Here is a 21,795-nt window from a genome sequence, read left to right as displayed (position 1 = left end):
TTTTTCTAGTTGTTGTTAGAGTGGCCTGACGTGCCCCCCGGCATCGCCACGGCGTAGAGCGAATGGTGCGTCAGGATGAACAGCGTGGCCTTGTCGGCGCCGCCGAAGATCAGCTGCAGCGGGCGTTCCGGCACATCGATCCGGCCGATCTCGCGGCCGTCGGGGGCGTGGACGAAGACCTGCCCGTTCGCGATGAACACGCGGCCCTGCGCATCGACCGCGACGCTCTCGCCGGCGCGTTCGGCAAAGGGTTTGAGGTCGCCGAGCGTCCCGCCGGCGCCGACCAGCGCGCTGTAGACGCGGCCTTCGGATTCGTTGCTGGCATAGACGCGCGTGCCGATGCGGGCGCCGACCAGGCTGTAGGCGTCGAGCGTGTCGGAGAAGCGCCAGCCGACATGGTCGGGCGTGCCCTGCTGCCAGACGCGGAACGCCGGGAGCACGAGGCTGCCATCGGGCGAGACATATTCGCGCGGCTTGGGGGTGGCGGCATCGCGCGCGAACATTTCGCCGAGCGTGGTGAAATGGTCGGTCTTCGCGTCATACTGGTCGCGGAATTCGCCGTTGTTCCACCAATTGCCCGGCAGCAGCGTGTCCGCGCCGGGGTGCGCGGCGACCGGGGTCGGGGCGATGAGCGTGACGTCGGTCTTCGGCCCGGCGGGGTCGAAGGCGTAGACGCTGCCCTCGGCGCCAAGCGAGGATTGCACGAGCAGTTTGCCCGACCGCTCGACCGCGAGGTTGACCGGATCGAGCGCGGCGTCGCGGACGATCTCGAGCCCGGCGGCGGGGCTCCAGCGATAGATCCGCTGGAAGCGATGCTCGACGAAATAGAGCGCGCCCGCGGCATCGACCGCGGCGCCCGAGATCGAGAAGAAGCCGCTTTCGAGTTTGCGCACCGGGCCTATGCCGGGGAGCGAGGTGGGGGCTGCCGCCGGTGCTGGCGTGGCGGGAATGTCGAGCCGGGCGAACTCGCGCTCGCGGACTTCGAGGTGGCGCGTCTTGTCCTGGATCGCATTTTCGAACGGGAATTTGCTGACGCGCAGATAGGTGCCGCAGCCGTCTGCCTGGCAGCTCGCGATGCCGCTCTCGGCATTGATGTGGACGTTGCGGAAGCGGATGTCCGACGCGTTGGTCAGCTTCACCGCGGAGGCCGCCGGGTGGAAGGTCCGCGTCACGCGGTAGCTGTGATAATTGGCGAACAGCAGGTTGCGCGAGTTGCGGATGTCGAGCGAGGTCGCATCCATCCCTTCGCCGACTTCCTGCTCGGTCTGCGGCGCGAGGAATTCCCAGTTCTCCACGCCGTCGAGCACGATCTCGTTTCGAACGTGGTGCTCGGCCGAGAGTTCGTAGACATGCCCCGGCGTCTTGGTGTCGGTGACGGTGAAGCCGGCCTGCGCGAAGGTGTTGGGCGTCCACACATCGGCGAAGGTGCCGCCGCCGCCGTCGGTGACCCAGATGCTAGGATATTGCGCGTCCCAGCGATTGTCGGCGACCGGATCGCCGCTGTGCGCACCGCGCGCGCTGAGCGGCAGGCCGTCGGCGGTCGGGGTGCCGCCGCCGCCCATGATCTTGACGTCGTCGACCAGTGAATTCGCGCCCGATTTCCACAGCAAAGCCGAGGCGCGCGGGTTGATGCGGCCGGTAAACAGGCCGAGGCCGGACAGGATGTTGTCGCCGCCCTTGGGGGTCTCGAGGATCGGCACGACGTTGCCGACGCCGGCATGCGCGGGGTTCGAGTCGGGGAGGACGAGCTGGGTCAGCGCGGGGTGGAGCCCGAGCAGCACGGTGTCGGGGCGCAGCTTGAGCGTCGTGGTGACGCGGTAGAAGCCGACCGGAAAATAGAGCACGCGGTGCGTGTCGATCGCGCGCTGGAGCGCGGCGCTGTCGTCGGTGGTGCCGTCGCCGCGCGCGCCGAGATCGCGGACGTTGCTCCACTGCGCGACCGCGGGGAGCGCGCGGATCGCGTTGGCGCGCGGCGCTGGCAGCGCGGCGAGCGGGGTGATCTGCGCATCGGTCGCGATCCGGCCGGTCGCGCCGAGCGTCGGCACCGCGAGGCCGTGCGAGAAGGTCGCGACGCGGTAGCTGCGTCCCGCCCCGGCGACGGTCTTGCCGCTCTCGCGGAAGCGCGCGAACACCGGCGTGTCGGTGGCGAGCGCATTGTCGAAGCCGATCTGGGTGAAGGCGCTGCCCTCGCGGCTGATCGTCACCGCGGCGCGCGAGATGCGCTCGAAGCGGACGCCCTTGCCCCACAGCGAGTCGCTATAGCCGGGGTCGATGTCGATCCCGACCGGCGTGTCGCGGATCGCGACGTTGACGAGCGTGAGGTCGACCTCATGCTCGCGGATCGCGGCGTCGCGCTGATGGTCGAAGCTCGAATCGATCAGCGTGAACTGCCACGCGGGCGAGGTCTTTTCGGTGACGATGCCGTAGCGCCCGCCATGGAAGTGGACGTCCTCCATGACGTTGCCCGCCTGGTAGACGCCGGCAAAGGCCGAGCCCAGACGGAAGTCCATATGGCTGAGAAAGGCGTGCTGCGCGACGCGGAAGCGTACCGCGGCGGCGGCCGGATTGCCCGCGCCGATCTCGACGTCGACATTGCTCATCGCCGAATAGAAGGTCGCCGAATTGGCGTCGCGCACGTCGTCGCGCGACGGGACCACGGTGGGCACGGGGACGGGAACCTTGCCGACCTGATATTGGTCGCCGCCGGTGAACACGACCATGGTCGCGACGCCGGTCTGGAAGCCGGGGGTCGCATCGCCGAGCACGAGCACCGGGCGCGTTGGCCCGACGCCGAAGATCCGCACGCCGGGTGGAACGAGGATGCTGCGCGTCAGGCGATAGCGGCCCGAGGGGAGGAAGACGATGCCTTCGCCGCTGCGCGTGCCGCCGGTGCTGCGCGCGGCGTCGATTGCGCGCTGGATCGCGTTGGTCGCGTCGGCGCGGCCGTCATTGGCGCCCGCGACGGTGACCGCGCGCGGATCGGCCGGAGGCGTGGCGAGCGTCGAGGGCGATTCCGCGTGCGCGACGACGGGGGCCAGCAGCGCTACCGCGGTCGTCACCAGCATGGCTGTTCGAATGTTCACGTTAACATTACCCTTTACGACCGGCACGTGCGCGCCTGGCCGAGGCTGGGAATAGGCCCCCGAAACGGGCCTGCCATCCGCGACGATGGTCGTAGTTCCCAGGCGGGCATAGCCAGCGGTATCAGGCGATGCGAAAGGCCCGGGCCGGCGCGACGCGTCGCGGCTCCGTCCGGTTTTGGGGACAATCTTTGCAACGGGCAGTCAAGCATCGAGGGATCGCGCCGCTGGCGGTGATCGTCATGGGGGTCAGCGGCAGCGGCAAATCGACGCTCGGCGCGGTGCTCGCTGGCGCGCTCGATGCGCCGTTCCTCGAGGGCGATTCGTACCATGCCGCCGCGGCGGTGGCGAAGATGCGCAGCGGGCAGCCGCTCGACGATGCCGATCGCTGGCCGTGGCTCGACCGGCTGGGCGCGGCGATCGGCGCCGAGGTGCGCGCGACCGGCGTGGCGGTGGCAGCGTGCTCGGCGCTGCGCCGCAGCTATCGCGATCGGCTCGTCACAGCGATCGGCGCGCCGACGCGGTTCTTGCTGCTCGACGGCACGCCCGAGGAGTTGCGCCGGCGGCTCGGCAATCGCCCCGGTCACTATATGCCGAGCAGCCTGTTGACGAGCCAGCTCGAGACGCTCGAGCGGCTCGGGCCCGACGAGGCGGCGACCACGCTCGATGCGAGCGCGCCGCCCGAGCGGCTGTGCCGCGAGGCGCTGGCGTGGCTGGCGTGCGATCACGCTGGCGATGCGGCGCAGGCGTGATGCGGGCGCTGGGGCTTGTGGTCGCGCTCTGCTGCGCCGCGCCGCTGGCGGCACAGGGGCCGGCCTTGGTTCCGACTGTCGCGCCGAGCGTGGTGCCGCTCTGGCCCGATGGTCCGCCCGGTGCCGATCCTTTGCGTGACGCGCCCGAGATCGTCGAGAACAGCTATGTCCGCAGCGTGCATCGCCCGACGCTGACGGTACTGCGCGCCGATCGCGCGCATGCCAATGGCGCGGCGATCATCATAGCGCCGGGCGGTGGGCACAAGATGCTGGTGTGGGTGAATGAGGGGCTGATGCCGGCGCGCACGCTCAATCGCTTCGGCGTGACGGTGTTCGTGCTGAAGTACCGGCTCGCGCGCGAAGCGGGCTCGGCGTACCAGATCGAGCGCGATGCCGCCGCCGATGCGCGGCGTGCGGTGCGCTATGTGCGCGCGCACTCCGCTGAGTACGGTGTCGATCCGCATCGCATCGGGTTGATGGGGTTTTCGGCGGGGGGCGAGCTGGTGTCGCTCGTCGCCGACAATCCCGCGCCCGTGACCCCGTCGATCGACGCGATCGACCGGGTCGATGGCCGGCCCGATTTCCAGGTGCTGATCTATCCCGGGCCGCTCGGCGTGCCCGCGCGGGCGGTGGCGGGGGCGCCGCCGGCGTTCCTGGCGGCGGGGACGCTCGATGCGTGCTGCGCGGCGCCGACGCTCACGCTCTACCAGCAATTGCGCGACGCGCACGTCTCGGCCGAGCTGCACCTGTTCGCCGACACTGACCACGGCTTCAACGTCGCGATGCATGCCGAGCGCGTTGGGTTGCAGCATTGGCCCGACCGGCTGGCCGACTGGCTCGGCGATGGCGGCTGGCTGGTGCCCGGCGGCGGCACGCGCGCGACGCCGAGCAGTACGACCGAGCTTTTGCCGAACTAAGCCGTGAATCCATAAAATTCGCAGCCGTCTATGTGTGCGCTGAACGGCAGGGATTGGTGGTGAGCGGACGAACCGCTATCTATCGACAGCGTGCGAAGCGAGCATTCCACACTCGCGGACGCCGGGCTTGAAACGAGAGCCAAAAAGCGTGTGCGCCTCCTCGATTTCAATTGGCGAACCCGCGCGACAAAGCGATCCGTTGGAAAGCGAAACGGAGACAATCTCATTATCAGGCAGCGCGACCTTAGCCCTAAGGACGCTGCCGATCTGTCCATAATTCTTCTGTTCGACGAGGCCGAAACTCATGACGCGGCCAAGCGCGAAAGTGGGCGCGCGTGTCTCCCAATTGCCGCCCAAATAAACGAACCCGATCAACCCGATTGCGGCGACTGCCAGCAATTCCCTGCCTATTCCTCGGGTGGGCGCGACATGCTTCATCGCGCCAAACTAAATTATCTGCGAACGTCCGCAAGTGGTCGTCAACGGACCTTAGTCCACACAGGAAAACTGGCGTTCGCAGTCGAGCCCATCGCTAGGGCCATCTGCCCATAGTCGAAGTCAGGTAGCTTCATGAGGTAATCAAGCGCCGCGCTTTCACCTGTTGCTCCCTGTGGGAACGAACATGAGAGCCGTTCGTCGGCTCCGAACATAAACCACCAGACGTCGGCTCCCCAAGGGCCCGTATCGTTTGTCTCAATCGCTACGCCCGCTAAGTCAACCTTTGCAAGCGCAGCCGTGTTTCACGCATTGTCCGTAACCTGAATTCGGTCCGGTTCTACTAAAACCGTCCAATGAGCCTCGGGTTGTAGACGTTCATCCCGTTTTCTAAACCAGCCGAACATTACAGTCTCCCAGGTCGAGTAGCATACGCTGCCTCCTGGAACGTCTGCAACTGGTCGGAAGTGGAATGGCAGCTTTAAGAGTCTACGGCCAATGAAAGGCGCGCTCGATCCGCCGCCGTTCTCCGGCCTTCGCCGGGGTGCGTGCTTCTTCGAAAGCGCTAGGGCAGCAGCCGCTTCCGACCCTCGGACAGATGCCAGCGCATCGCTAGCGCGGCGCCGTCGGCGTCCTGCTGGCGGATCGCATCGACGAGCATCTCATGCTCGCGCAGCATCGCGCCGATCACCTCGGGCGGGCGCGAGCGCGAGATGTCGACGCCGGCGCGCATGATCCGGTCGACATCAGCGAACAGCGCCTCGAACGCGATCAGAAAGGCCGGGTTGGCGGTCGCCAGGATGATCCGGCGGTGGAGCTCCATATCCTCGTCATGCGCCGGCGCGCTCGACAGCAGGGCGGTGCGCAAAGCGTCGAGCGCGGCGTCGATCGCCGCCATTTCCTCGCTCGAGCGGCGCGACGCGGCGAGCCGCGCGGCCTCGGCCTCGAGCACGAAGCGGACTTCGTAGGTGCCGAAGGTCGCCGACATATGATCCATCGGCAGGAAGGCGATCAGCCGGTCCGACGGGCGTCCCTTGACGAACGAGCCCGCGCCGCGCCGCGCCTCGGTGATGCCGTCGGAGGCGAGCCGGACGAGCGCCTCGCGCACGATCGTGCGCGACATGCCGAACAGCTCGGCGAGCCGCGCCTCCGAGGGCAGCCGATCGCCGACCGCGAGCGCATCCTTGTTGATGATCTCGACGATCCCGGCATAGGCCCGGTCGGCCAGCCGCCCCTCGCTCATGGCTTCGTCCCGCGTCGCATCGCGTCAGAATAGCTGACTGGCGACGAGGATCAACGCCAGCCCCATCACCGAAACGACCGTCTCCATCACCGACCAGGTCTTGAAGGTCGAGGCGGTGTCGATGCCGAGATAGCTCTTCACCAGCCAGAAGCCGGGATCGTTGACATGGCTGAAGAACAGCGAGCCCGCGCCGATCGCGAGCACGATCCATTCGGGCGATGCGCCCGAGGCGGCGACGAACGCCGGCATGATCCCCGCGGTGGTGATCGTCGCGACCGTCGCCGAGCCGGTGGCGAGGCGGATGCACACCGCGACGAGCCAGGCGAGCACGATCGGCGACAGCGGCCCGCCGGTCGCGACGCGCGCGAGCAGGTCCGAAAGCCCTGCCGTGACGAGCACCTGCTTCAACGCGCCGCCAGCGCCGATCGCGAGCAGGATCGCGCCTGCCGGGAGCATCGTCTCGCTCCAGATCGCCTCCTGCACCTTGGCGTCGCCGATGCGGCGGCCGAAGAGCAGCGGCAACGCGGCGAGGCACGCGATCAGCAGCGCGAGCACCGGGTTGCTCGCCACTGCGAGGATGGCGAAGCGCGGTGCGAGCGCGGGTGGGAGCAGCGCGACGGCCTGCCCCGCAGCGATCAGCACGACGGGCATCAGCACGACGAGCAGCGCGCGCCAGTTCGCCGGGGCGGGCATCTCGATCACATTGGGTGCGAGCATCGGCGGCGCGAGCGTGATGCCGCGCGCGGTGAATTTGGCGAGCACCGGCCCGGCGACGATCGCGGTCGGGATGCCGACGAGCAGGCCGTAGCCGAGCGTGCGCAGCAGATCGGCATGGAGCATCTCGACCGCGAGCAGCGGACCGGGATGCGGCGGCACGAGCGCGTGGACCACCGACAGCCCGGCGAGCGCCGAGAGCATCAGGCGCAGCTTGGCGGCGTCCTGGTTCGCGCCGCTCGGCAGCGCGGCGGCGGCGGCGGCCACGATCGGCAGGAGCAGCACCAGCCCGGTTTCGAAGAACAGCGGCAGGCCGATCAGGAGACCGGTCGCGACGCTCGCCCAGGGTGCGCCTTTCACCCCGGCCCAGCGCAATGCGGTGCGCGCAAGGCCAGCGGCGGCGTCGGACAGTTGCAGCATCGCGCCGAGCGCGAGGCCGAGCGCGACGACGAGCCCGGTGCCGCCGAGAATGTCGCCCGCGCCTTTCTGGATCGCCTTGGCGGTGTCGGCGATCGGCAGCCCGGCGATCAGGCCGACGGTGAAGGCGCCGGTCAGCAAGGCGATGAAGGGATGGAGCCGGCCGCGTACGATCAGCACGATCGACAGCGCGATGCCGAGAATGGCGGCAAGGACCAGGCGACAATCTGCCGGGGTCATCGGACGCGCCGTCCGCACTTTACCGCTTGCCGATAGACCATCCAGTGCCTCCCCCAATGCTCCGCAGTCTTAGGCTGCGATCGGCGCTATCTGTATGACAGCATTTCGTCTTGTCCAAAGAAAAATGCCGAATGTGACGTTTTGTGTCGCAAATAGGCTTGAATCTGTCCAACCAATTTGCGTAAAGTCTGACTAACGGGATTCGTCATATGGTCCCTGCGATCGGCCCAAGCCGACGATCGAACAGCGCGTGCCACGTCACGCCATGATGGGGAGAGGGATCACGATGACGCAGCACGCCACAGCGGCCGACACCAGGCTCGCAACCGACCCGCCGACGCCGTTCGCACGGCTCACGCCGACGCAGCGCAAAGTGCTCGACGGCGTCTTTTGCGGGCAACTCAACAAACAGATCGCCTATGACCTCGGCATCGCCGAAGCGACCGTCAAGGCGCACATGACCGCGTTGATGCGCAAGCTGAAGGTCCATAACCGCACGCAACTGGCGGTCACCGCGCAGGCGCTCGGCTGGGGCAACAGCGCGCTGGCGCATTGAGCGCAGGCGGGTAAACCGGCATTTCCTCCCCATCAGGCGCGTCTTCCCTGAACCGCGAGCGCCCGCACAAGGAACGACGCATGGATTTTGGACGCCGCGATTTCCTCCTGTCCGCGGCTGCTGCCGCGGTCGCTCCGCAGATGATCGCGACGCCGGCCGGCGCGCAGACGCCGCTCCCGGCGGGTGGGCGCAAGCTCGGCTATGCGATCGTCGGGCTCGGCAGCTACGGCCTCGGCGTGATCATCCCCGAATTCGCGCATTGCCAGCATAGCAAGCTGGTCGCGGTGGTGACCGGCGACGCCGCCAAGGGCAAGCGCGTCGCCGCCGAGCATGGGCTCGGCGCGAACGCGGTCTATTCCTATGCGCGCTTCGACGAGATCCGGAACAATCCCGAGATCGACATCGTCTATGTCTGCCTGCCCAACTCGATGCATGCCGAGTATACGATCCGCGCCGCCAAGGCGGGCAAGCATGTGATGTGCGAAAAGCCGATGGCGATCTCGGTCGCCGAATGCGAGGCAATGATCGCGGCGTGCCGCAAGGCCGATCGCAAGCTGATGATCGGCTATCGCTGTCATTTCGAGCCGTTCAACCTCGAGGCGATGCGGCTCGCGCGCAGCGGGGCGGCGGGCAAGATCCGTTACGTCCGGACCGAGCATGGCTTCACTCAGGGCGATCCGTCGAAATGGCGGTTGAAGCGCGCGCTGTCGGGCGGCGGGTCGCTGATGGACATGGGGGTCTATTCGCTCCAGGCGGCGCGCTACATGACGGGCGAGGAGCCGATCGCGGTGACCGCGCGCGAATCGACCGACCGCAACGACCCGCGTTTCCGCGAGGTCGAGGACATGATCGAATGGAATCTCGAATTTCCCTCGGGCGCGATCGCGGGGTGCCAGTCGATGTACAGCGCCAATCAGAACCATATCCTGCTGATGGGCGACAAGGGGCGGATCGAGCTCGAACCCGCGACGCGCTATAGCGGCAACCATATCTGGACCGGCAAGGATGGACGCGAGCGCGAGCTTACCCCGCCGCCGGGGCCCGGCGTGACGCAGTTCGCGGGGCAGCTCGATCATCTCGCCGACTGCATCGTGGCCGGGCGCGAGCCGATCGTCGGTGGCGAGGAGGGGTTGCGCGACATGCGCATCGTCGAGGCGATCTACCGCTCGGCGCGCGAGGGTCGCACGATCCGGCTGGACGGTCGCGCATGAAGCCGCTGTTGCTGATCGCCGCGCTGGCCGTGGCCGCGCCGGTTGCCGCGCAGGCGCCTGCCGCTGATCCGACCGGGTTCGCCTCGGCTGCCGACGTCAAGACGGCGGTTGCGAAGATGGCGGCGGGGATGAAGCCGGGGCAGGGCTTCGCTTATGCGCCGTTGGTGCGCGATGGGGCGACCGTCGCTGCGCTCGAATATTGGAAGGGGCCGGGCAAGCCCGCGGTGCATCCCGACGATGCCGAATATGCGATCGTGATCGCGGGCGCTGGCACGCTCATTTCGGGCGGGCGGATGGTCGATCCGCACACCACGCGGGCCGATCTGGTCGAGGGCAGCCGGATCGAGGGCGGCACGACGCGGCCGCTTGGCGTTGGCGACGTGATGCTGATCCCGGCGGGAACGCCGCATTATTTCGGAATCACCGGTGGCAAGCTGGTTCTGCTCGGCATGAAGCTGCCGCGGAAATGATCGACCGCCGTCAGCTGCTGGCGCTCGGCGCGGCGTGTGTCGCGATGCCCGCTGCGGCGGTGGCGACCGCGCCCGTGATCCGTCGGCTGTCGCCCAAGCTCGACCGGATCATCGCGCCGGATGCGGTGATCGAGACGATCGCGACCGGGATCCGCTGGGCCGAAGGGCCGGTATGGGTGCCGGGGACGGGACTGCTATTCTCGGATCCGCCCGCCAATCTGATGCGGCGCTGGACGCGCGCTGGGGGGGCGACGGCGTTTCTGTCGCCCTCGGGCGCGGGGGGCACCGATCCCAAATTGGTGCGCGAGGCGGGGTCGAACGGGCTGGCGCTGGGGCATGACGGCGCGCTGCTGATCGCCAATAGCGGCGGGCGCAGCGTGGATCGCTTCGATCTGAAGACGAAGCAGCGTCGCGTGCTGGTCGATCGCTATCAGGGCAAGCGCTTCAACAGCCCCAACGATCTGCACGTCGCGCGTAGCGGCGCGCTCTATTTCACCGATCCGCCTTATGGGCTGGCCGATGGCGACACGTCGTCGCTCAAGGAATTGCCGCATAACGGCGTCTATCGCTGGATGCCCGGCGGCGAGGCGGTGTTGCTCGACGGGACGCTGACGCGGCCCAACGGGATCGCGCTGTCGCCCGACGAGCGTCGGCTCTATGTCTCGGTGTCGGACGAAGCGGCGCCGGTGATCCGCGTCTATGATCTCGACGCGGGCGGACTGCCGACGGGCTCGCGGATCTGGCTCGATGCCAAACCGCTCCAGGTCGGTGGCGCGCCGGGCCTCCCCGATGGGATGAAGATCGCGCGTGATGGCACGATGTTCTGCTCGGCACCCGGCGGGATGATGATCCTGACGCCCGAGGCCGAACCGCTCGGACTGATCGCGAATGGCGGGCCGATCGCCAATTGCGCGTTCGGCGAGGGCGGCAAGACGCTGTTCCTGACCGCGTCCGACCGCGTGCTGCGTATGCCGCTGCGCATCGCGGGGTGACGCGCGGCAGGCGGGTCGATGCCCGGCGCGGATCGCGATGTCCGAGGGGACCTGCCAGCGGCCGTGATGGCGCGGCCAAATAGGGACGAGCGGAACGCTTTTGATGTTTGGCTCTCCCCGGCATAGGCCACGCCGATCGGCGAGCTCGCGCATTGCGTCGCGCCCGGAAGGGGCCCGAGCGCATGCCGCGGAACCTGCGAGCGCGCCCGCGGTTCGCGATAGGACCATGAAGACGGGGCGGAATGTGCGGACGATGCACGCCGTCCGTCAGTGACTAGCGAAACGCAGCCTTACCATCGGATGGGCGTTGGAGCCGCTCGATCGGACATCCGTTCCCCTATCGCGCACGTCCTTCCGCTATCGGAGCCATCTTCCATGAGCGACGCCCTCTTCACCTATTCCGACCTGCAGCTGCGGCCTGACCCGTCGCGCACCGTGATCAAGCCGTTCAACGTCGACTATCCCGAACCCTTTCGCGATGCGGCGCGCCCGCGGCTGCAGACCGTCGTCGACCGCGTGCTGTCGCTCGACACGGCGACGCGCCGCGCCGATCGCGCGCGTATCGTGGCGTCGCTGTCCGAACGGCATCGCAATGTCGAGACGCTGCTGCGGCGTCGGTTCGAGGCGGTGCGCGCGGATCTGGCCGCGCCGATCAGCGCCGACGACGACCAGCAATTGCTGATCGGTGCCTATCTCGGTGCGGAATATTCGTTCGAGGCGGCGGCCTTGTTCAACCCGAGCATCGTGCTGCGGATGAACCAGGATGGCGCGCCCGACGATGGGCTCAATTTCATCCTGTCGCTGCGCGGGATCGGTGAGGGGCACGTCTCCTCGGTCACCTTCCGCACCGGCAGCTGGAGCGCGCGCGACGGCTTTCACGTCGACGAGCCGAGCGGCTGGGTCACCTCGCCCCGGATCGAGGGGCCCGATGCGAGCGGCGCGGCGGGGACGACGCGGGTGATCTGCGAAGGCAGCGAGGCGCCGTCCGAGAGCGTGCTGTTCCCGGTGACCGCGAGCCAGCGTCAGGGGATCGAGGATCTGCGGATGGTGCGCTTCACCGAAGAGGACGGATCGGTCAGCTTCCTCGGCACCTATACCGCGTTCGACGGGCGCGACGCGCGCTGCGAGCTGTTCCGCGGCACGGGCATCAACACCTTCGAGATGACGCCGCTGACCGGATCGGTGCCGGGGAGCAAGGGCATGGCGCTGTTCCCGCGGCGGATCGACGGGCGCTTCGCGATGATCGGGCGGCAGGACAATGAAAATCTGTGGCTGATCGCGTCGGATACGATCACCAACTGGGATGGCGGGGTCAAGCTGATCGGCCCGCGCTACCCGTGGGAATATATCCAGATGGGCAATTGCGGGTCGCCGATCGAGCTCGACGAGGGCTGGCTGCTGCTCACCCACGGCGTCGGGATGATGCGCAATTATGCGATGGGCGCGTGCCTGCTCGACAAGGCCGATCCGAGCAAGGTGCTCGCGCGGACGCCCGAGCCGATCCTGCGGCCGGGGCCCAACGAGCGCAGCGGCTATGTCCCCAACGTCGTCTATAGCTGTGGCGCGATCGTCCATGATCGCACGCTGTTGCTGCCGTTCGGCATCGCCGACCATTCGACCAGCTTTGCGAGCTGTCGGATCGACGATCTGCTAAAGACGATGGAGTGACCGCCGCTGGCGATCGTGCGTCAGTCGAGCCCGAGCGCGCGCAGGATCGAGCGGCGCGAATGGTCGAGCAGCGCCTGCGCTTCGGCCGTGTCGGAATGCATCCGCGACAGCGCCAGCGCCCCGACCATCTCGGACAGGATCGACGAAGCGCGATGGTTGGCATCGGGAATGTCGAGGTTTTCGAGCAATTGCGTGACGGCCTCGGTCAGCTTGCGCACCGCGGTGACGAAGATCGCGCGCGCATCGGGTGACATGCGCGGGACTTCGCCCGCGAGCACGGGGATCGGACAGCCGCGATCGATCGCATCGCGGTGGCGCATCGACAGATAGCCGGTCACGAAGGCGGTGACCGCGGCGGCGGGATCGGACGTGTCTAGATGCGCGAAGAAGGCGGCATAGCGATCCTCGAACATATGGCCGATCGCCTGCGCGACCAGATCGTCCTTCGATTTGAAATGCGCATAGAAGCCGCCATGCGTCAGCCCAGCGCGCGACATGATCGCCGCGACACCGACGCGATCGGGCCCCTCGAGCCGGATCGCGGCCGAGGCTTCCTTGAGCACCCGCTCGCGGGTCTTGGCCTTGTGTTCGCTGTCGTAGCGCATCGTACTTCTCCAGACGTCAGCGGCTCGCCACGTCGCGTGTCCGCGCGTCGTAACGCCATCCCCCGCCCAACGCACGATAGGCCGCGACCGCTGCGCGCGATTCCTCGCCGCGCACGGCCGCCAGCCGATCCGAGGCGCTTAGCAGATCGCGATCTGCATCGGTAACGTCGATCAATGCGACGACGCCGACGCGATAGGCGTCCTGCGCCTGCGCGCGCGCCGTGGTCAGCGCCGCGACCTGACGGACGAGCGATTCGCGTTCGAGCTTCGCCTCGGCGAGGCGCGCCAGCGCGGTCTCGACATCCTCGGCAGCCGACAGGACCGCGCCGCGCCAGGCGGCGAGCGCCTCGGCCTCGCGCCCGCGCGCCTGCGCGACCTCGGCATCGACGCGGCCGAAGTCGAACAGCCGCCAGCGCACGCCGGCGCCGCCCGACGCCTGCACCGCGTTGCCGGTAAAGAGCGAACTGGTGCCAAGGCTCGCCACGCCGAACAGCCCGGTCAACGAGACGTGCGGATAATAATCGGCGACCGCCACCCCGATCCGCGCATTGGCCGCCGCCAAACGGCGTTCCGCGGCGATCACGTCGGGCCGGCGGCGCAGCAGCTCGGTCGGCGCCGCGCTCCCCGCCGGGGCGGGGGCGAGCGGAATCGCGGCGGCGGGGCCGAGCAGCGCGCGGTTGCTGCCCGGCTGCTCCCCGACGAGCACGTCGAGCCGGTTGAGCTGCGCCGCAATGCCCGCTCGCAGCGGCGCCATCGACGCGCGGACGCCTTCGAGGGCGGCGGCCGAGCGATTGAGCTCGCGGTCGGCCGAAACGCCCTGCGCGACGCGTTGGCGTACGAAATCGGTGAGCAGTGCTTCGTTGCGCTCCTGCCCGATCGCGACGTCGAGCCGCGCCTGCAGCGTGCGCAGCGTCAGATAGGCGTCGGCGGTCTCGGCCGAGATCGCGGTTTCGACCGCGCCGGTGCTGGCGGCGCTGGCGGCGAGATCGGCCCGCGCCGCCTCGCGGCCGCGGCGCAGGCCCCCGAACAGGTCGATTTCCCACGAGGCCTGCGTACCGACGGCATATTGGGTATAGCCGCGCGGCAGGCCCAAGCCGGTGCTGACCGCGCCGATCGGCGTCTCGAGCGATTGGCTGAGCGTGGTCACGTCGCCGGTGGCATCGAGCGTCGGGAGCAAGGCGGCGCCCGCGCCCTGCGCCGCGGCGCGCGATTGCGCGAGCCGCGCGCGTGCCTGGGCGATGTCGGTGTTGCTGGCGACCGCCCTGGCGATCAGCGTCGCGAGCAGCGGATCGTTGAAGCCGCGCCACCAATCGGCGGGCTGGGCTTGCGTGTCGATCGCCGCGGCGCCGAGGAAGCTCGGGGTGAGCGCGGCGACGGGCGGATGGAAGGTCGGGCCGACCGCGCAGCCGGTCAGCACCGTCGCTCCGAGCAGCAGGAAGTGCAGGCGCATCGTTCGATCCTCAATGAGCGTCGGGGGGCGGGGGGGCGGCGCCGGGGGGCGGTGCGCCGCAAAAGGGAACCATCACCAGTGCCGCAAGGAACATCAGCGCCATCAGGCGGAAGACGTCGTCGAACGCGACGGTGAGCGCCTGGCGACCGACGACGCGGCCGATCGCGGCCTGCGCCATCAGCAGCGCATGGTCGGGGTCGGGCGTGATCGCGGCGAAGCGGCGTGCCAGGTCGGCGATGCCGTCCTGCGCACTCCTGCCGCTCGCGCCCAGCGCCTCGCCGAAGCGCGACGCCTGGATCCGGCTATTGTCCTGCAGCCAGGTGTTGACGGTGGCGATGCCGATCGCGCCGCCGAGATTGCGCATTAGGTTGAACAGCCCCGAGGCCGAGCGCAATTCGGGTCCCATGAACCCGGTCAGCGCCATGTTCACGCTCGACACGATGCACAGCATGACGAACAGACCGCGGACGAATTGCGGCAGGAGCAGCTCGCCAAAGCCCCATTCCGCGCTAATGTGCGAGGTCATCCACAGGCTGCCGGCGAAGCCGAGCAGGCCGATCGCGATCGTGATCCGCCGATCGACGCGCTGGCTCGCGCTCGCCGCGATCAAGGTGCCGATCAGCTGACCGCCGCCGACGACGAAGACGGTGGTGCCGATCTGCAGGCTGTTGAAGTCGCGCACGCGGCCGAGGAACACCGGGAGCAGATAGGTCGAGCTGTAGATGCCGAAGCCGATCACCAGGTTGAACACGCAGGCGAAGACGAAGGTCGGGCGGCGGAAGGGCGAGAGCCGGACGATCGGGTTCTTCGAATAGAAGGAGCGTTCGAGGAACAGGCCGAAGGCGACGAGCGCGATCCAGGCGACCATCACGATCTGCGGATCGCCGAACCAATCGTGCCGCGGCCCTTCTTCGAGGACATATTCGAGCCCCGCCAGCGCGACCGCCATCGCGACGAGATGCGACCAGTCGATCTTGCCGAACATCCGCGTATCGGCACGATCGATATCGACCAGCCAGATCGCGAGCGCGGTCACCGCGATGCCGGGGGCGATGTTGATGAAGAAGATCCAGCGCCAGTCGATCGTCTCGGTGATGATCCCGCCAACGGTCGGCCCGAGCGTCGGCGCGAGCACCGAGACCATGCCGAGGATCGCCGGAATCAGCGCGCGCTGCTTGCCCTCGAAGATCGTGAAGCCGACCGCGAACACCGTCGGCACCATCGCGCCGCCGACGAACCCCTGGATCGCGCGGAAGGCGATCATCGATTCTATGTTCCAGGCAAGGCCGCAGGCGATGCTGGTCGCGGTGAACAGCGCCGCCGAGGTCGCGAACAGCCATTTGGTCGACATCGCCTGTGCGAGGAAGGCGGAGAAGGGGATCATCACGAGCTCGGCCATCAGATAGGCGGTCTGCACCCAGCTGATCTCGTCGGGACCAGCCGAGAGCCCGGCCTGAATGTCGTTGAGCGAGGCGGCGACGATCTGGATGTCGATCAGCGCCATGAACTGGCCGAACGCCAGCACCGCGAAGATCAGATATTTGCGCGACAGCGGCATCGACGCGGGGTTCGGCGGGGCAGCCGCGCGTCGCGCTCCGCTCGCTGCAATGCTTGCCATGGCCGACGCGATTCCTGTTGTATGACGGCAATCATATTACAGCAGCACGCGATCTTTGCAAGGTGCGACGCGCGGCCCGCTCGACACGCGGCGCGATCCGTCGCACGCGGTGGTGACCGCCGTGACGCGGGGCCGTCAGCTCCGGGCGATCGAGCGATGGTTCGGCGTGGAGCTTGTTCGAGGAGATCACCGTGCCCGTATCGATTGCGAGTGGCGCGCAGGTTGCGATGGTGCCGGCCGACGTTTCGTTGCGGATGCCGAACACGACCACCGTCTCCTGTTACGATACCGGTGATGCCTTCCTGTTCCAGCACCCCGCGACCTGCGGGAAGCTGGCGCTGGACTTCCGGGCCTGAGCCATGGGGCGATCGCCGACACCGCGGGTGCTGATCGCGCCCGACAAGTTCCGCGGCAGCCTGACGGCGTCCGAGGCGGCCGATGCGATCGCCACCGGCATCCTGCGCGCCGTCCCCGCGGCGCAGGTGATCCGGCGCCCTTTGTCCGATGGCGGGGAGGGGATGATCGACGCCTTGGTGGGGAGCGGCGCGCAGCCGCATCCGCTGCGCGCGCGCGGGCCGCTCGGGCGAGAGATCGTCGCGCGCTTCGCCACGCTCGGCGGCACCGCCTATATCGAATCCGCGCAAATGTGTGGGCTCGACCTGCTGGTGCCGACGCCCGATTCGGCGCTGCGTGCCAATAGTGCGGGGTTGGGCGATGCGATCCGTGCGGTGGCCGCATGCGACGTCGCGCGGATCGTGGTCGGCCTCGGCGGCTCGGCGACGACCGACGGTGGCGCGGGCGCGCTGCTTGCGCTCGGCTTCGCGTTCGAGGATCGTGACGGGCAACCCGTCGAGCTGCTCGCGCTGGAGCGCATCTGGCGGATCCGCGCGCCCGCCAATCGCGCGATCCGCGCAGGCGTGGCGATCACCGTGGCGACCGATGTCGACAGCCCGCTGGTCGGCGAGGCGGGTGCGGCGCGGCTGTTCTCGCCGCAAAAGGGCGCCGATGCGGCGACCGTCGCTTTGCTCGAGCGGCGGCTCGAGCTGTGGTCGGACGCGCTCGAGCGCAGCTTCGGCCGGCCGGTCGCGCGGCTGCCCGGTGGCGGGGCGGCGGGCGGGATCGCCGCCGGGCTCTCCGCCGCGCTCGACGCGACGATCGTCTCGGGATCGACGCTGATGCTCGACCTGCTCGATGTGCCGGCGGACATTGCCCGCGCGGACCTGGTGATCACCGGGGAGGGGGCGCTCGATCGCCAGAGCCTGCAGGGGAAGCTTCCCGTCCGCATCGCGCAGCGCGCGCGCGCCGCGCACGTCCCGGTCTGGGCGATCGCGGGGCGCGTCGAGGGTGGCGATCTGCTGTTCGACCGCATCGCCGAAATCGTCACCGCCGCCGGCGCGGCCCGCGACCCGTTTCGCGACGCCGCCGAGATCGTCGCCGAACTCGCCGCTGCGCTTGCCACCGAGTGGCGCGCCGCGGGGCCGGTCGCGCGCGACGGCTAGCGCTCGGTGCTCAGGCGGACCTTGGCGCTGACCGACAGCCCCGGCCGCAGCTGCTCGACCGCCGGCTGATTGCGATCGAAGCGGATCCGCACCCCGACGCGCTGGACGATCTTGGTGAAATTGCCCGTGCCGGGCTCGAACGGCAGCAGCGAGAAGCTCGAACCCGAGCCCGGCGCGAGGCTGTCGACCCGGCCATGGATCTCCTTGCCCGGCGCGGCATCGGCATGGATCGACACCGGCTGACCGGCGCGCATCCGGCCGGTCTGCGTTTCCTTGAAGTTCGCGGTGACGTACAAAGCGTGGAGCGGCACGATCATCACCAGCCGGCTGCCGGGCTGGACATAGTCGCCGACCCGCACCTGGCGGTTGCCGATCGTTCCATCGACCGGGGCATAGATGGTGGTGTGCCGCCGATCCTGCAGCGCGAGATCGAGCGCGGCCTGGGCCTGTCCGACCTGTGCCTGCGCGACCTGGAGCGCGGCGAGCAGCCCGGCGCGCTTGGCGCGCGTGACCCCGGCCGATTCGGTCGACACGGCGACGAGCGCGCGGGCACGCGCGGCGTCCTGCTGCGCGGTGATTGCGGCGGCGGCGTAGGAATCGGCGTCGCGGCGCGCGACCGCGCCCGTGGCGACGAGCGCGTCGTAACGCGCGCGGTCGGCGATCGCGCGATCCGACTGCGCGTCGGCCGAGCGGATCGCGGTGCGCGCGGCGAGCGTCTGCGCACCGGTCAGGCGTTCCTGCGCGGCGAGATCGACCAGCGCGGCGCGCGCCGCGGCGACCCCGGCAACCGCATCGGCGACCGCCGCCTTGGTCGAGGCGACCTTCGCGTTGAACTCTTCGGGATCGATCTGCGCGATCGGCTGGCCGACGCGGACGGTCTGATTGTCCCGCACATAGACCGCCGAGACGAGACCACGCACCTTTGGCGCAACGGTCGTCGAATCGGCGGCGACGTACGCATCGTCGGTGCTCTCGCTCGACGGAGCGGCGGTGATCCACACTGTGCCGGCAATCGCCACCGCGATTGCCACCCCCGACGCCGCCACGGTGCGGCCCGAAGGAAAGGGGAAACGCCGCCGCTGCTGCGCGGTCATTGCCGTCTGTTCGGTCGTCATCGCGTCCATTGCATCAAGCCCTGCTGTCTCGGGCGCCGTCCTTAATATGATTGACGTAATATCACAAGACAAATGCCGCCGCAGAGTCGATCTCGCATCATAGCAATAGGTTGGGAAATTCCGCCGGTCGGCCTATGATCGTCGGCACGCTGCAACGGCGGGGAGAGGAAGGAACGCTGGATGAGCGACTGTAGTGGAGCGTCGTTGCGCGCTGCGTCCCGGCGGATCACGCGCTTGTACGATGCGAAATTGCGCCAGGTCGGCCTGCGATCGACGCAATTTTCGATGATGGTGCTGATGGACGATCGCGCACCGCTCACCGTCAATGCGCTCGCCGCCTTGCTCGATCTCGACCGCACGACGATCGGCCAGAACATCCGCCCGCTGGTCCAGGCGGCATTGGTCGATTTCACCACGTCGGCGACCGACCGCCGCGCCCGGAGCATCCGGCTGACGCCGGCGGGCGAGGCGCTGCTCGCCGAGGCGCGGCCATTGTGGCGGGCCGCGCAGGACGAGTTCGAACGCCTCAACACCAAGGACACCGCCGACCGGCTGCGCGAGACGCTGGCGAATCTCAAATTCGCCTGACGCCGGCGGATCGGACCACGCGATCCCGCCCCGCTCGACCGTCGCGACCGCGCTAAGCCGCGCGGCGATTCTGCGCTCGGGGCGGCGGATTTTCCCATGATACCATCAGGATATGTCGCCGCGCCGGCAGATTAGCGGTTTACGCGCGCAAAAGATTAGGGTTATATCCTCCTATTGGTGTTTCGCGCGATTTGGGGAGGCGCGTTGCTATCGATGGCCGCTGCGCGCTTCGCGCGTCAGCGCCGAGGCTCACGCTCGAGCCGTCCGATCGGGCGGGAGAGCGTGGGTTCCCCGCGACCGCGCGAAGCATCTGCGAGACCAGGCACCAGCCGGTGGCCTGTACCCTTCACCATGAGGAGAAGACCGATGAAATTTGTGACGACTTTGCTTGCCTTGGGTGCCGCCGCCGTCGCCACGGCGTCGTGGGCACAGGACATCGAGACTCCCCCGGCGAAACCCGTCAAGGAAAAGAAGATCTGCCGCCGCCAGGAGACGACGGGCTCGATCATGACCACGTCGATCTGCCACACGGCGGCGCAATGGAATGCGATCGACGAGGACAACAGCAAGCGCGTCGAGAGCCGCCGCGACGCGCGGACCAGCAGCGCAAACTGAACGCGGATCGCGCTTCGCGCGCCGCGAAGGTCAGGCCGCGCACCGCGAGGTGTGCGGCCGTCCCGCGCAGCGTGTCGTGCGGAGAGCGACGAGGGTAACAGGCCGGTCCGCCGATGCGTCCGGAGCCACGGGATCGAAGACCGTCAATGTCTGCAGAGTCCGCGCTGGCGGATGTGCTCGTCGGATCGCGAGTAGCGGCCCCGTCAGGCTGGCGGCGCGATCCGCAGGTCGAGCTGGGCGAGTGGCGTGCCGGTTTCGCGGTCGATCACTTCGGGCCGGATGACCTTGCCCGTCGCCGCATTGACCAGGCCGCTCACGTCGCCGTCCGAAAAGTGCCGTGCGCCCCACGCGCCGAGCGCGTACAGCACGGGCAGGAAATCGGCGCCGACCGCGGTCAGCACATATTCGTCGCGCGGGGGGCGCTCATTGTAGCGGCGGCGTTCGAGCAGACCCGTCGCGGTCAACGCCGCAAGCCGGCGCGTCAGGATGTTGGGCGCGATGCCGAGCGACTTCTGGAACTCGTCGAACCGCGTCCGCCCAGCGCCGGCGTCGCGCAGGATCAACATGCTCCAGGTGTCCCCCATCCGGTGTAACCCGCGTGCAACCGGGCAAACCCCATCGACAAATCTACTCGTGTCCATTGCATAACAATAGTGATGTTCCTATTCTTATGCAAGTCGCTTCGCGGAAGGGTGATGCGACGGCTTGGACAAGGAATTCTGCGATGTCTGCTCCGAACACTGCCTTGGTTACCGGTGCCTCGTCGGGCATTGGCGCGCTGTACGCCGATCGCCTCGCCCGGCGCGGCTACGACCTCATCCTCGTCGCGCGCGATCAGGCGCGCCTGGCCGCGCTCGCCGAAAAGCTGGAGCGCGAGACGGGGCGGACGGTCACGGTGCTCGCCGCCGATCTGACCGATCGCGACGATCTTGCGCGGGTCGAGGCGCGGATCGTGGCGGACCCGACGCTGACGCTGCTCGTCAACAATGCCGGCATCGCGCTCGCCGGGGGCTTGCTCGACGCCGAGGCTGGCGCGGTCGAGCGGCTGATCGCGCTCAACATCACCGCGGTCGCGGTGCTGGCGGGGGCTGCTGGCCGCGTCTTCGCGGAGCGTGGCGCGGGCGGGATCATCAACATCGCCTCGGTCACGCTGCTCGCGCCCGAGCGCTTCGACGGCGTGTATAGCGGGTCGAAGGCGTTCGTGCTGAATCTCAGCCAGTCGCTCGCGGTGACGCTCGAGCCGAAGGGCGTGCGGGTGCAGGCGGTGCTCCCGGGGGTGACGCGCACCGAAATCTGGGAGCGCAACGGCAAGGACGTCACTGCGTTCCCGCCCGAAATGGTGATGGAGACCGAAGATCTGGTCGATGCCGCGTTGGTCGGGTTCGATCGCGGCGAGACGGTGACGATCCCGCCGCTCCATGACGAGGCGCTATGGTCGACCTTCGCCGAGGCGCGCCTGGCGATGGTGCCGTTCCTGTCGCGCCGCGAGGCCGGCGAGCGCTATCGCGCGAGCGAACCGGCCTGATCGAAGCGCATCGATCGAGGCGGGGACGTCGGTCGGCTTTGCGGCCGAACCGATCTGGCAAAGGCCGACAGGCGCCGGCCCGTCA

General features: G+C 68.5%; 21 protein-coding genes. 12 read left to right on the top strand and 9 right to left on the bottom strand.

The genetic code is table 11. The features are described from left to right. Window positions 1-5: 5 nt before the first annotated feature. The gene (locus tag EAH76_RS02355; protein ID WP_140848344.1) at window positions 6-3,065 is read right to left on the bottom strand and encodes a glycosyl hydrolase family 28-related protein; all 3,060 of its coding nucleotides are present in this window, start codon (window positions 3,063-3,065) and stop codon (window positions 6-8) included. Window positions 3,066-3,322: 257 nt separating this feature from the next. On the opposite strand from EAH76_RS02355, the gene EAH76_RS02350 reads away from it, so the two are divergent. Both EAH76_RS02350 and EAH76_RS02345 read left to right on the top strand, forming a co-directional pair. Then, entirely contained in the window at window positions 3,323-3,832 is a 510-nt protein-coding gene (locus tag EAH76_RS02350; RefSeq protein ID WP_140848342.1) for a gluconokinase, read from the top strand. Continuing rightward, window positions 3,832-4,749 carry an alpha/beta hydrolase gene (locus EAH76_RS02345; RefSeq protein ID WP_140848340.1) on the top strand — a complete coding sequence of 306 codons (918 nt, stop codon included), beginning with the start codon at window positions 3,832-3,834 and terminating at the stop codon, window positions 4,747-4,749. Before EAH76_RS02350 ends, EAH76_RS02345 begins: the two co-directional genes overlap by 1 nt. Before the next feature lie 75 nt (window positions 4,750-4,824). On the opposite strand, the gene EAH76_RS02340 is transcribed toward EAH76_RS02345, so the two are convergent. The 3 genes from EAH76_RS02340 to EAH76_RS02325 all read right to left on the bottom strand — a co-directional run bounded on the left by EAH76_RS02340 (window position 4,825) and on the right by EAH76_RS02325 (window position 7,798). Continuing rightward, the gene (locus EAH76_RS02340; protein WP_140847513.1) at window positions 4,825-5,187 is read right to left on the bottom strand and encodes a hypothetical protein; all 363 of its coding nucleotides are present in this window, start codon (window positions 5,185-5,187) and stop codon (window positions 4,825-4,827) included. Between the two features lie 562 nt (window positions 5,188-5,749). Next, the gene (locus EAH76_RS02330; protein ID WP_140847510.1) at window positions 5,750-6,427 is read right to left on the bottom strand and encodes a FadR/GntR family transcriptional regulator; all 678 of its coding nucleotides are present in this window, start codon (window positions 6,425-6,427) and stop codon (window positions 5,750-5,752) included. 24 nt (window positions 6,428-6,451) lie between these two features. After that, window positions 6,452-7,798: a GntP family permease gene (locus tag EAH76_RS02325; protein ID WP_140847507.1), complete on the bottom strand. Its 1,347-nt coding sequence runs from the start codon at window positions 7,796-7,798 to the stop codon at window positions 6,452-6,454. Window positions 7,799-8,084: 286 nt separating this feature from the next. On the opposite strand from EAH76_RS02325, the gene EAH76_RS02320 reads away from it, so the two are divergent. The 5 genes from EAH76_RS02320 to EAH76_RS02300 all read left to right on the top strand — a co-directional run bounded on the left by EAH76_RS02320 (window position 8,085) and on the right by EAH76_RS02300 (window position 12,695). Next, the gene (locus tag EAH76_RS02320; protein WP_140848338.1) at window positions 8,085-8,354 is read left to right on the top strand and encodes a helix-turn-helix domain-containing protein; all 270 of its coding nucleotides are present in this window, start codon (window positions 8,085-8,087) and stop codon (window positions 8,352-8,354) included. Between the two features lie 80 nt (window positions 8,355-8,434). Continuing rightward, window positions 8,435-9,565 (top strand): Gfo/Idh/MocA family protein, encoded by a 1,131-nt coding sequence (locus EAH76_RS02315; RefSeq protein WP_140847504.1) that lies wholly within the window; start codon window positions 8,435-8,437, stop codon window positions 9,563-9,565. Beyond that, the gene (locus EAH76_RS02310) at window positions 9,562-10,035 is read left to right on the top strand and encodes a cupin domain-containing protein (RefSeq protein ID WP_140847500.1); all 474 of its coding nucleotides are present in this window, start codon (window positions 9,562-9,564) and stop codon (window positions 10,033-10,035) included. Before EAH76_RS02315 ends, EAH76_RS02310 begins: the two co-directional genes overlap by 4 nt. Then, window positions 10,032-11,027, top strand: coding sequence for an SMP-30/gluconolactonase/LRE family protein (locus EAH76_RS02305; protein ID WP_170207994.1), 996 nt, complete (start codon window positions 10,032-10,034; stop codon window positions 11,025-11,027). The genes EAH76_RS02310 and EAH76_RS02305 overlap by 4 nt, the downstream gene beginning before the upstream one ends. 375 nt (window positions 11,028-11,402) lie before the next feature. Continuing rightward, window positions 11,403-12,695: a glycoside hydrolase family 130 protein gene (locus EAH76_RS02300; protein WP_140847497.1), complete on the top strand. Its 1,293-nt coding sequence runs from the start codon at window positions 11,403-11,405 to the stop codon at window positions 12,693-12,695. Between the two features lie 20 nt (window positions 12,696-12,715). Here EAH76_RS02300 and EAH76_RS02295 read toward each other — a convergent pair whose 3' ends face one another. The 3 genes from EAH76_RS02295 to EAH76_RS02285 are packed head-to-tail and all read right to left on the bottom strand — an operon-like array spanning window position 12,716 to window position 16,368. Further along, the gene (locus EAH76_RS02295) at window positions 12,716-13,300 is read right to left on the bottom strand and encodes a TetR/AcrR family transcriptional regulator (protein WP_241659506.1); all 585 of its coding nucleotides are present in this window, start codon (window positions 13,298-13,300) and stop codon (window positions 12,716-12,718) included. A gap of 16 nt (window positions 13,301-13,316) precedes the next feature. Next, window positions 13,317-14,750 (bottom strand): efflux transporter outer membrane subunit, encoded by a 1,434-nt coding sequence (locus EAH76_RS02290; RefSeq protein ID WP_140847493.1) that lies wholly within the window; start codon window positions 14,748-14,750, stop codon window positions 13,317-13,319. Window positions 14,751-14,760: 10 nt separating this feature from the next. Then, window positions 14,761-16,368, bottom strand: coding sequence for a DHA2 family efflux MFS transporter permease subunit (locus tag EAH76_RS02285; protein WP_194150928.1), 1,608 nt, complete (start codon window positions 16,366-16,368; stop codon window positions 14,761-14,763). A 191-nt stretch (window positions 16,369-16,559) separates the two neighbouring features. Between EAH76_RS02285 and EAH76_RS23845 the strand changes: the two genes are divergently transcribed. Next, window positions 16,560-16,724 (top strand): hypothetical protein, encoded by a 165-nt coding sequence (locus EAH76_RS23845; protein ID WP_161988947.1) that lies wholly within the window; start codon window positions 16,560-16,562, stop codon window positions 16,722-16,724. A gap of 3 nt (window positions 16,725-16,727) precedes the next feature. Next, window positions 16,728-17,867, top strand: a complete 1,140-nt coding sequence (locus tag EAH76_RS02280) for a glycerate kinase family protein (protein WP_140847489.1) — start codon at window positions 16,728-16,730, stop codon at window positions 17,865-17,867. Here EAH76_RS02280 and EAH76_RS02275 read toward each other — a convergent pair. Next, the gene (locus EAH76_RS02275; protein WP_241659505.1) at window positions 17,864-18,982 is read right to left on the bottom strand and encodes an HlyD family secretion protein; all 1,119 of its coding nucleotides are present in this window, start codon (window positions 18,980-18,982) and stop codon (window positions 17,864-17,866) included. The two genes, EAH76_RS02280 and EAH76_RS02275, sit on opposite strands and share 4 nt — an antisense overlap. A 180-nt stretch (window positions 18,983-19,162) precedes the next feature. Here EAH76_RS02275 and EAH76_RS02270 point away from each other — a divergent pair, with 180 nt between their 5' ends. Both EAH76_RS02270 and EAH76_RS02265 read left to right on the top strand, forming a co-directional pair. Further along, window positions 19,163-19,570, top strand: a complete 408-nt coding sequence (locus tag EAH76_RS02270; RefSeq protein ID WP_140847483.1) for a MarR family winged helix-turn-helix transcriptional regulator — start codon at window positions 19,163-19,165, stop codon at window positions 19,568-19,570. Window positions 19,571-19,936: 366 nt separating this feature from the next. Then, entirely contained in the window at window positions 19,937-20,185 is a 249-nt protein-coding gene (locus EAH76_RS02265; protein ID WP_140847479.1) for a hypothetical protein, read from the top strand. A 203-nt stretch (window positions 20,186-20,388) separates the two neighbouring features. On the opposite strand, the gene EAH76_RS02260 is transcribed toward EAH76_RS02265, so the two are convergent. Further along, window positions 20,389-20,769 carry a winged helix-turn-helix transcriptional regulator gene (locus EAH76_RS02260; RefSeq protein ID WP_277754228.1) on the bottom strand — a complete coding sequence of 127 codons (381 nt, stop codon included), beginning with the start codon at window positions 20,767-20,769 and terminating at the stop codon, window positions 20,389-20,391. A 140-nt stretch (window positions 20,770-20,909) separates the two neighbouring features. Here EAH76_RS02260 and EAH76_RS02255 point away from each other — a divergent pair, with 140 nt between their 5' ends. After that, on the top strand, window positions 20,910-21,710 hold the full coding sequence (locus EAH76_RS02255) for an SDR family NAD(P)-dependent oxidoreductase (RefSeq protein WP_140847473.1): 801 nt from the start codon (window positions 20,910-20,912) through the stop codon (window positions 21,708-21,710). Window positions 21,711-21,795 lie beyond the last annotated feature (85 nt).

The organism is Sphingomonas glacialis, from assembly GCF_006439055.1.
In the GTDB taxonomy this organism is placed as follows: domain Bacteria; phylum Pseudomonadota; class Alphaproteobacteria; order Sphingomonadales; family Sphingomonadaceae; genus Sphingomonas; species Sphingomonas glacialis_A.
Note: the sequence above shows the minus strand (reverse complement) of the source record. Positions and strands in the feature narration are given on the sequence as shown.